Source organism: Phormidesmis sp. 146-12, assembly GCF_052939495.1.
In genome coordinates this window covers 43,759-52,376 of sequence record NZ_JBJPHS010000044.1, presented here as the reverse complement: position 1 = coordinate 52,376, position 8,618 = coordinate 43,759, and the positions used below count along the sequence as shown (strand labels likewise).

The 8,618-nt window shown below is 51.8% G+C and carries 10 protein-coding genes; 3 read left to right on the top strand and 7 right to left on the bottom strand.

Annotated elements, in window-relative coordinates; genetic code table 11:
- The 3 genes from mreD to ACKFKF_RS18750 all read right to left on the bottom strand — a co-directional run.
- Window positions 1–302, bottom strand: a 302-nt coding sequence (gene mreD / locus ACKFKF_RS18760; RefSeq protein WP_446869094.1) for a rod shape-determining protein MreD, incomplete at its 3' end; no start/stop codon positions are given.
- On the bottom strand, window positions 299–1,147 hold the full coding sequence (mreC, locus tag ACKFKF_RS18755; protein WP_446869093.1) for a rod shape-determining protein MreC: 849 nt from the start codon (window positions 1,145–1,147) through the stop codon (window positions 299–301). The genes mreC and mreD, both read right to left, overlap by 4 nt.
- 108 nt (window positions 1,148–1,255) lie before the next feature.
- The gene (locus ACKFKF_RS18750) at window positions 1,256–2,257 is read right to left on the bottom strand and encodes a rod shape-determining protein (RefSeq protein WP_446862135.1); all 1,002 of its coding nucleotides are present in this window, start codon (window positions 2,255–2,257) and stop codon (window positions 1,256–1,258) included.
- Between the two features lie 606 nt (window positions 2,258–2,863).
- On the opposite strand from ACKFKF_RS18750, the gene ACKFKF_RS18745 reads away from it, so the two are divergent.
- Window positions 2,864–3,235 carry a single-stranded DNA-binding protein gene (locus tag ACKFKF_RS18745; RefSeq protein ID WP_446869092.1) on the top strand — a complete coding sequence of 124 codons (372 nt, stop codon included), beginning with the start codon at window positions 2,864–2,866 and terminating at the stop codon, window positions 3,233–3,235.
- A gap of 24 nt (window positions 3,236–3,259) precedes the next feature.
- Here the strand turns inward: ACKFKF_RS18745 and ACKFKF_RS18740 are convergent, their stop codons facing one another.
- Window positions 3,260–3,997, bottom strand: a complete 738-nt coding sequence (locus tag ACKFKF_RS18740; RefSeq protein WP_446869091.1) for an SIMPL domain-containing protein — start codon at window positions 3,995–3,997, stop codon at window positions 3,260–3,262.
- A gap of 162 nt (window positions 3,998–4,159) precedes the next feature.
- Here ACKFKF_RS18740 and ACKFKF_RS18735 point away from each other — a divergent pair, with 162 nt between their 5' ends.
- Window positions 4,160–4,792, top strand: a complete 633-nt coding sequence (locus tag ACKFKF_RS18735; RefSeq protein ID WP_446869089.1) for an SRPBCC family protein — start codon at window positions 4,160–4,162, stop codon at window positions 4,790–4,792.
- A 296-nt stretch (window positions 4,793–5,088) separates the two neighbouring features.
- On the top strand, window positions 5,089–6,324 hold the full coding sequence (locus ACKFKF_RS18730; RefSeq protein ID WP_446869088.1) for an ATPase, T2SS/T4P/T4SS family: 1,236 nt from the start codon (window positions 5,089–5,091) through the stop codon (window positions 6,322–6,324).
- 84 nt (window positions 6,325–6,408) lie between these two features.
- Here ACKFKF_RS18730 and aroF read toward each other — a convergent pair whose 3' ends face one another.
- The 3 genes from aroF to rpsO form a co-directional block, all read right to left on the bottom strand.
- The gene (aroF, locus tag ACKFKF_RS18725) at window positions 6,409–7,464 is read right to left on the bottom strand and encodes a 3-deoxy-7-phosphoheptulonate synthase (RefSeq protein WP_446862129.1); all 1,056 of its coding nucleotides are present in this window, start codon (window positions 7,462–7,464) and stop codon (window positions 6,409–6,411) included.
- 143 nt (window positions 7,465–7,607) lie between these two features.
- A complete protein-coding gene (locus tag ACKFKF_RS18720; RefSeq protein WP_446869087.1) occupies window positions 7,608–8,174 on the bottom strand; it encodes a photosystem II biosynthesis protein in 567 nt (188 codons plus the stop codon).
- A 14-nt stretch (window positions 8,175–8,188) separates the two neighbouring features.
- Window positions 8,189–8,458 (bottom strand): 30S ribosomal protein S15, encoded by a 270-nt coding sequence (rpsO, locus tag ACKFKF_RS18715; protein ID WP_446862127.1) that lies wholly within the window; start codon window positions 8,456–8,458, stop codon window positions 8,189–8,191.
- Window positions 8,459–8,618: the final 160 nt, after the last annotated feature.

Below are 8,618 nucleotides of genomic sequence, written 5' to 3'. Positions count from 1 at the left end.
GTCAGCGCCCCGACGATCGCCAAACTCAACGCATGAGTCGGACTCGGAGCCGTCATTCCATCTTGTAGCAATCCCAACACCAATCCCGCAAACGCTCCCTGAAAGACCGATCGCTTCACACTCCAGGCCACCACCCAAACCAATAGCCAGTTGGGGCCAATTCCTGCCAGTTCCATCCCAGGGAGACGCGACGGCAATAGAATCAGACAGATTAGAATTGAACCGATCGTCACGCCCCAGTTCACCAGCGGACGAGAAAGAGGGTGCTGATCAAACAGATTGTCGAGAGCCGAGTTTTTCATCGTGCGGCATCCGGAGAAGGAGAAGCAGCCGGGGAGGGCAAATTAGTCGGAGAGGGAGACGGCACTGTTTTAGGAGGGGGCACCAGAGGTAACGGCTGCGCTAAATTTGGCGAATTGGGATAGACGACCGCCCACTCCAAATTATTCACCGGGGCAGAAAGCTCGATCACCGCTTCAGGAGCAGGACTTTTGGTGAGATCGACTGACTCAATCCGCCCGATCGGAATCCCCGCCGGAAACCGCCCACTCAGCGAAGAGGTCGAAACCACATCATCCCGCCGCACATCGGGCACTTTTTCATAAAATTCCATGACGGCTCGATTGGCTGACTTGCCGCGCATCAAACCCATCGATCGACTGCGGCTGACCGTCACGCCTACCCCGCTACTAGGGTCGCTCAACAGCAAAACTCGGCTCGTATTGGGCGTTACATTGTCCACTCGCCCGACCAGACCACCGGGACTCAGCACGATCGATCCCACTTCAATGCCGTCCCGACTGCCGCGCCCCAGCGTCACCTGCTGCCACCAATGATCTGCGCTGCGCCCGATCACGGGAGCCGTCACGCCCTTCACCTTTTTGCCGGATGTGAATCCTAAAAGCTCCTCTAGACGCTGATTTTTGCTTTCTAGCTCAATCAATCTTTGCTGTAACTCCAACAGTTGAGCGTTGGCAATGCGATCGACCTGGGTTGGCTTGGCTTGAAAAGGGCGGGTGAGAACCTGATAGGTCTCCATGAGCAACACCCCTTGAGTTTGCCGCACAATCAGGGCGGTTCCCAGGGCGAGGGTGGCTAGGGCAGCCTGAACTCCATATCGATCCCACCAGCGGCGCAGTGCGTACATTCAACCTACTCGTTTTGCTGGACTAACTTTACAAAAGGACACGTTTCATTTCAACGCTAAGGTCATTTTCCGCAGCGCGATCGCCCCCATCAGGACGGTGACTCTAATCTAGCGAGGCGGACGAGTGCTAAATACGCGCTCAAGTTGTTTAAAGTTCTCCAACACGCGCCCCGTTCCTAGCACCACGCAACTGAGGGGGTCGGCCGCAACGTGAACGACAATCCCCGTTTCGTGACTGATGAGCGTATCGATTCCCTTCAGCAATGCGCCGCCGCCCGCCAGCATGATGCCGCGATCGATAATGTCGGCTGCCAGTTCGGGAGGAGTCCGCTCCAGAGTGCGCTTAACCGCATCGACGATGACCGAGAGTGGCTCAGACATGCTTTCTCGAATCTCGGGCCCTTTGATGGTGACGGTGCGCGGCAGCCCTGAGAGCAGGTGTAATCCGCGAACTTCCATGATGTCTTCGTCGCCCTGCGTGGGATAAGCCGACCCGATGGTGATTTTAATTTCTTCGGCGGTGCGTTCCCCGATTACCAGGTTGTGAACTTTTTTCATGTACTGCACGATCGCTTCGCTCAATTCATCGCCCGCGACACGCACCGATTCGCTCAAAACCGTACCTTGTAAGCTGAGAACGGCGACTTCTGTCGTGCCGCCTCCGATGTCGATAATCATGTTGCCCGTTGGCTCGGCTACCGGAAGACCTGCTCCGATCGCTGCGGCGACAGGTTCGTCAATCAGATACACTTCTCTCGCCCCGGCTTGGGAGGCGGCTTCCATAACGGCACGACGCTCAACGCCCGTAACGCCACTGGGGATGCCAATCACTATGCGAGGAGACACCAGTGTTTTGCCCTCATGCACTCGTTGAATAAAGTGTTTGAGCATCAGTTCGGCGGTGTCAAAATCTGCAATCACCCCGTCTCGCAGGGGACGCAGGGCAATCACGTTTCCGGGGGTGCGTCCCAACATTCTCTTGGCATCCTCCCCAACCGCCAAGGGGATTTTCTCGTTTTGATCCATCGCTACGACGGAGGGTTCTTGTAGAACAATGCCCTTACCCGATACGTAGACTAGTGTGTTGGCGGTTCCCAGGTCGATACCCATGTCCCGGGATAAGGAGAAGCGACTAAAAAGACCCACTATTCTATCCTCTAAATAACGCTATTGAGTACGCTCGGACGGGGTGAAATTTAACACCAAGACTAATCGATAGTGGATTTTATTACAGTTTCTTGCTTGAGTCTAGGTCATCTTGCATCAATATTGTAGGCTCAAGGTCTATTGAACCATTCTCCAGCGTGTTTCAAGCCTCAGATCACAAATTACTTTTAAGAGGTTTGTATTTTAGGATTTGCCCTGTGAAACCTGCGTTTTGGGCGTTTTGGTGCTTTGCTTACTCATACACTACACGCCTTACGGAGGCAGATCAGCATAATAGAAAAAGGATTCCTATCAAATCAGTTGTCATCCCTAAAAATCACTGATGAATGGTGTAATTTGAACTAATTTTTGTTTTGACGTTGGGTTTAATTTGTTTTTAATACTAAGTGCGATGTGAGTGCGATCGTCGGCCCTAAATTCGCTTAACCCAGTTTAATGTTAAAATTCTAAGTACAAATGTATTGAAATGCATCAGGTGACCAAATTTGAGTACGATCGCACCAGATCATCTCGTATTCTGAAAGCACTTACAAACCGCGAGCGACAAATATGAGTTTAAACGTAGTGACGCTAGTAGGCCGCGTTGGTGGCGATCCAGATGTGAAGTATTTTGAGTCGGGCAGCGTGAAGTGTCGGCTGACGTTGGCGGTCAATCGTCAAACTCGCAATAGCGATCAGCCCGACTGGTTTAATTTAGAGCTTTGGGGCAAACAAGCTGATGTAGCGGCCAACTATGTGAGAAAGGGCAGTCTGATCGGAGTCAAAGGCTCTCTCAAGTTTGATACCTGGAAAGACCGCAACACCGGAGCCGATCGTACGTCCCCTGTCGTGCTGGTCGATCGGCTACAGTTGCTTGGCTCAAAGCGGGACAATGAAGGCGGTGGAGAAGCGACTTCTGGTGGGTATACAGAGGACTTTTAGAAACGCTGCATTCAGTCTCTAGATTCAGTAGCTAATCTGCAACGTGACTGATCCTTCGACGCGCTGATCTCCCCCGATGACAGGAGAGGGAGCTTTTGAGGCGGACACTCGCGCTGCAAAGTCTCCATATTCCGCAGGGCGCGGCGGTGGGGCAAACGCTCCGTTGACTTGAATGCTGACGATCTCTTTGCGCGTAAAGTTGAGAGCGTTTAACACCGAGTCAGCCTGACCTTGGGCATCCTGAGTAGCTTTGCGAAGCGCCTGTTTTTGGGCAGCGGCGATCGCGTCATCGGTAGCAATAAAGCTCACCCCTTCAATTCGAGTGGCTCCCGCTGAGACGGCATCGTCCAAAATTGTGCCAGCCTTCTCGGTCGGCAGTCGAAAGCTCACACTATTGGTTGCGGTATAGCCAACGAGCGTTTGAGTGTTGTTGTCGTAGCGATAAACCGGATTGAGGCTAATGCCCGTCGTCTCTAGCTTGTCTACACTGCGCGATTTGAGCAGCGTCACGACAGAGGTTGATCGCCGAGCGACGGCCTGCTGCGCTTCTCCTGCGGTTTTACCCTGAAATTCTACGCCTAATCTCACTTGGGTCAGTGTCGTGGGAATCTCTTCAAATCCTCGTCCAGTTACGGTTAAAGTTCGCATAAGTTTTTCTTGAGCGATCGCGGGACTGGCAAGTGTAAAACTGATCAACCCCAGAATGGGCAACGCTTTGAAGCGGCTCCAGGTAGAGTGAGACGGTTTGAGACTGGAAATCATTTTGTTGGCTCCTCACAGAAAGTTTTGAGATCGGTTTGGATTCTCTTACTCTGCCATTGGAGCGGAACGATCGTACTTCCTGTTACACTTTTCGCAACTCTGAGCCGAACGCTCTAGAATAGGACAGCCAATTTGACACCCATCTTAGAGAGGAAATCTGGCATGTTCAAGCGTTTAGGCGGTTATTTTCTAACGGGATGCTGGACGATCGCCACCCTTGCTGTGAGCACACCTCCCGTTTCGGCCCAACTGTTTAACAGTACGGTTGATCAGCTTTCGGTGAGCGATCGCACGACTCTGAGAAGAGGTCAACCGATGATCACGGGTGAGAAAGGCAGCTATACCGCCAGAGTGCTCGTCAAGGGTTCTCCAGCAATGGCCTGGTCAGTGCTGACGGACTATGGCAACTTTTCTAAATTTTTGCCTAATGTAGTTTCTAGTAAAATTTTGGAGTCAAAGGGCGATCGCAAGGTCGTTGAACAAATTGACTCGCGCCAGGTCTTTTTGGTCACGATTCAATCGCGGGTGCGGTCTTCTATTGTCGAAAAGGCCAAGACTCGCATCGACTTTCAACTCGTGGAAGGTGACCTGCAAAGTCTAAAGGGCTATTGGATGATTGAGCCGATCGCCCCTTTTAAGGGAGCAAAACCGACTCAAGTGTTGATTACTCAAGTCGTCGAGGCCCAGCCCAGATCAGGTACTCCCAGGGACGTGTTTTACAACGTTTTCAAAAGTTCTCTCAGTGACACGATGGGAGCGATCGGTCGAGAAGTGGGAAAACGGGAGAAGGGATGAGGGAGAACTGCATTCCGCTGCGCGAGGAGGGATGAATTAAACTTGGATGAGATGGGGATAGAGTAGCGGTTTTGAGAGAAGTGAAGCGTTGATCTGGGTTGGGTAGATTGATTTTTCCGGAGATCGGATGAATTAGTGGAAGTTAAGTAGGTAGGCAGTTTTGGCTCTCATTTTTGACAGTTTTTGAGATTGTTGAACGAGATTTTTTGATCTGCTGAGTGTGAGAGGGTTTGTTCTGAATTCAATTTTCTACAACGCTTTCATGAGTCTGGATCTATCCCTTCCCAGTTTCTACTATGCTCCCACTGAGTCACCCAGCCGAAGCTCAAATCAAAGATCTTCCTCGTCACAACGATCACCTTCAATCATCGGCGCAAGTGGATACTCAGAAAGCTTTTCAACTGATCGATCGCATTCTCCCCTTTGAAGCCTGCCTCTATCATCAGATTTTGCCGCTGTCTCTCGACGATCGCTGTCTCAAATTGGGTATGGTTTCGCTCGAAGATGTGGCTGCCCTGGACTACGTGCGGCGAATTCTCAGCTTTATGGACTACTCGCTGGTGCCCCAAAGCATTGCCTCCGAAGCTCACTACGCCATTCTCTCTGCCTATCTCAATCACACCAAAAACATTCAGTCCACGACAACGGAGCCACTGCTTCAAGCTCCCCAACAGAAAAAAACTGTCCCAGATCGCAACACTCAGGAAACATTTCTGGTCGATGCGCCCGATCAGCTAGAGGACATCAATCTACCGATCTCGCCTACGCAACCGCCCATCCATCCCACAGAGTTGCCCGGAGAATTGCAGAAAGTCGTGTTGAGCGATCGCCAAAATCTTCTAGAAACGCACGTCACAGATCCAGAGTTGGCGCGCACCTTTATTCTCAACGAAACGGCGCTTCCTCAAGAGTTGCCAACCCCAGGAGATGCGCTGCCGATGCTGACGGTTACGACTCACCATCAAGATAGCCCCATAGAGGTTTTGGCAACCCTGCCCCCGGCTCAACTTTTACAAGAGCTTTTAGGACGGGTTCTGACAGATGGGATTGGTCGGCTGTATTTTGAACGCAAGGCCCACGGCAGAATCCTCTGGAGCCAAAATGGAGTTCTCCAATCGGTTTTGCAAAGGTTGCCGCTGGCGGTCTTTCAGGGAGTGATTGATGAGCTGAAGGGCTTGACTCATCTGCCTTTGACCGCTGTCAAAAAACCAACTCAGGTCGAAATTGAGCGAGTCTATCAAAAAAATCGACTGCTGCTGAGATTGCGCGTCATGCCCGGTACTCATGGAGAAGAAGCCACTCTCCAGATTCTTCGAGGGGCTGCTCTTAAGTTTTATCAACAGCAGCAGTTAGCCAACCTGAGTCGAGATGCGCTGACCATTGCTCAGGATCTTCAGAAAAAAGTAGATGAAATCCGCGATCGCACCCGCTCTAGTCCCCAAGCGCTTGACCAATCCAACGTCGTGCCCAATCTCAGCCAGGTATTGAAGCTAATCGAACAACAGCTAGAAGCCCTGAAACGGCTTGAATAGATTGGCTTGAGTTTTGAGTTGGATATCAGAAGTGGCTTGAGGTTGGACGACCTCTGCTATGGAGAACCCAAAACTCAAAGGACTCTAAGCGATCGCCACCGCAGGCATCCAACGACCCAGCGGCTTACCGACGACTGCCAAATCTTTCATCAGTTGGTCAAAGCGATCGGGGGTTAGAGATTGCGGGCCGTCTGAAAGGGCTTTCTTGGGATCGGGGTGAACTTCAATCATCAGAGAATCGGTGCCTGCTGCGATCGAAGCCATCGCCATCGATGGAACGTATTCTGCGCGACCCGTACCATGACTCGGATCAATCATAATCGGCAGGTGAGTCAAAGAACGCAGGACAGGAATCGCTGCTAAATCTAAGGTGTTGCGGGCATATTGGCGATCGAACGTCCGGATGCCTCGTTCACACAAAATCACATTGGGATTGCCTGCTGCCAAAATGTATTCGGCTGCCATCAGCCAGTCTTCAAAGGTGGCGGCCATGCCTCGCTTGAGTAAGATCGGCTTATCCTGAGCGCCAACTTTCTTAAGCAGCGAAAAGTTTTGCATGTTGCGGGCCCCGATTTGGATCACGTCAGCCACTTCTGCCAGCATCTCTAAATCGGCTGCGTCCATCAGTTCGGTGATGATCCCCAGACCAGTAGCTTCGCGGGCAGCAGCCAACAAACCCAAAGCGCTCTCGCCGTGTCCCTGGAATGCGTAGGGCGAAGTCCGAGGCTTGAATGCACCTCCCCGAAGGAACTGGGCCCCGGCTGCTTTGACTCGTCGCGCCGTTTCGACAATCATGGCTTCATTTTCGACCGAGCAGGGGCCAGCTACCACCACGAGAGGATGCTGTTCGCCAAAGTAGATCGTGCCGTTGGGGGTTGGGACTGCGACTTCACTGGGTTCGCCTTGACGGTATTCGCGGCTGGCTCGTTTGAAGGGTTGCTCAACGCGCAAAACCTGTTCAATCCAGGGGCTAACTTCCTGAATCTGCAACGGATCCATTTCGATGGTGTCACCGACTAGACCAATGACAACCTTGTGCTTACCGACGATCTTTTCGGGGGTGAGTCCCCAGTTTGTGAACTCCTGGTCAATGCGGGTCACTTCGGCTTCCGGGGTGCCGATTTTCATCACCACGATCATGTTAAAGTCCCTGCTGTGTTGTGGATATGCAGAATGATGCGTGAACTGTTGAACGAAGCTAATACAGTTCAAATTTAATAGTATGACAAGTTGGAGGGTCGCGATCGACCAAGCCAGCTAGCAGCCCTGGATCGAACCCAAAACTAATCGCCGATCGCTCGCTCTCTAGATTCTTTCCAGGCAGATCTCAAGCGCCCAAAGTTGGTCACAAACTCCTCATAGCCCAGTCGAGTTCCTACTCTCTCTTCATCCCAGGAGGCGGAGAGAATGCCGTAGGAAAGCCCGATCACGCCCAACCCAAGAAAGCCCATGCTCACTAGCAACACCACCACATTGGGCAACTTAAACCAACCGTTGGTGACGACAAAGTAGCTAACTACAAAGGTCAACATCCCTAGCAGCGTGGGTAGCGCGCAGAAAGACACCATTCGCCGGGCCATACGATCGCTAACAACCTTCGGAATTCCAAGCTGGTCGGGAGTCGATCGCCGAACCTTGCTTGCTTTGGGCGGCTTGACGGGGCTGTCTGGTGCAGGCTTTTCAGTTTGCGAGGGTTTGCGGCTCTCAGCACGAGACTTTTTTTTGGCTGGTTTTTTCCCTTTGTCTACCACGGGCTTATCAGCTTTTTGCACAGGCTTTTTGCGCGTCTGAGCAGGCTCAAAAGGAAGACGTTCTGATTTAGATTTGGGTTCGCTAGATTCGGAGGACATGGCGCAAAGGCTCCTTAACCCCGAATGCCGAGGCGAGTGATCAGGGCGCGGTATTTTTCTGGGCTGCGCTTGTTGATGTAGGCCAGCAGACGTTTGCGCTGACCGATCATTTTTAGCAGACCCATGCGAGAAGCGTGGTCTTTTTTGTTGGTTCTCAGATGCAGACTCAGTTTGTTGATGCGTTCAGTCAGCATCGCGACTTGGACTTCGGACGATCCGGTGTCAGTTTCGTGAACTTGATAGTCGGAGATAATTTCTTGCTTGCGCTGTTGCAGCAGTGCCATGACCTAAAGCTTTCCCTATTCAAAATGAGTAATGCCAGTTTTTAATATTATCACAGCCAGTCGGAAGCAGGGAGCGAAATGACTAAAGAAGGGTTGAGCCGGAGATTAGGGACTAAAAACCTACTCTGTTCAAAGTCTAGTGTCTAAGGTTCTGCGTCCA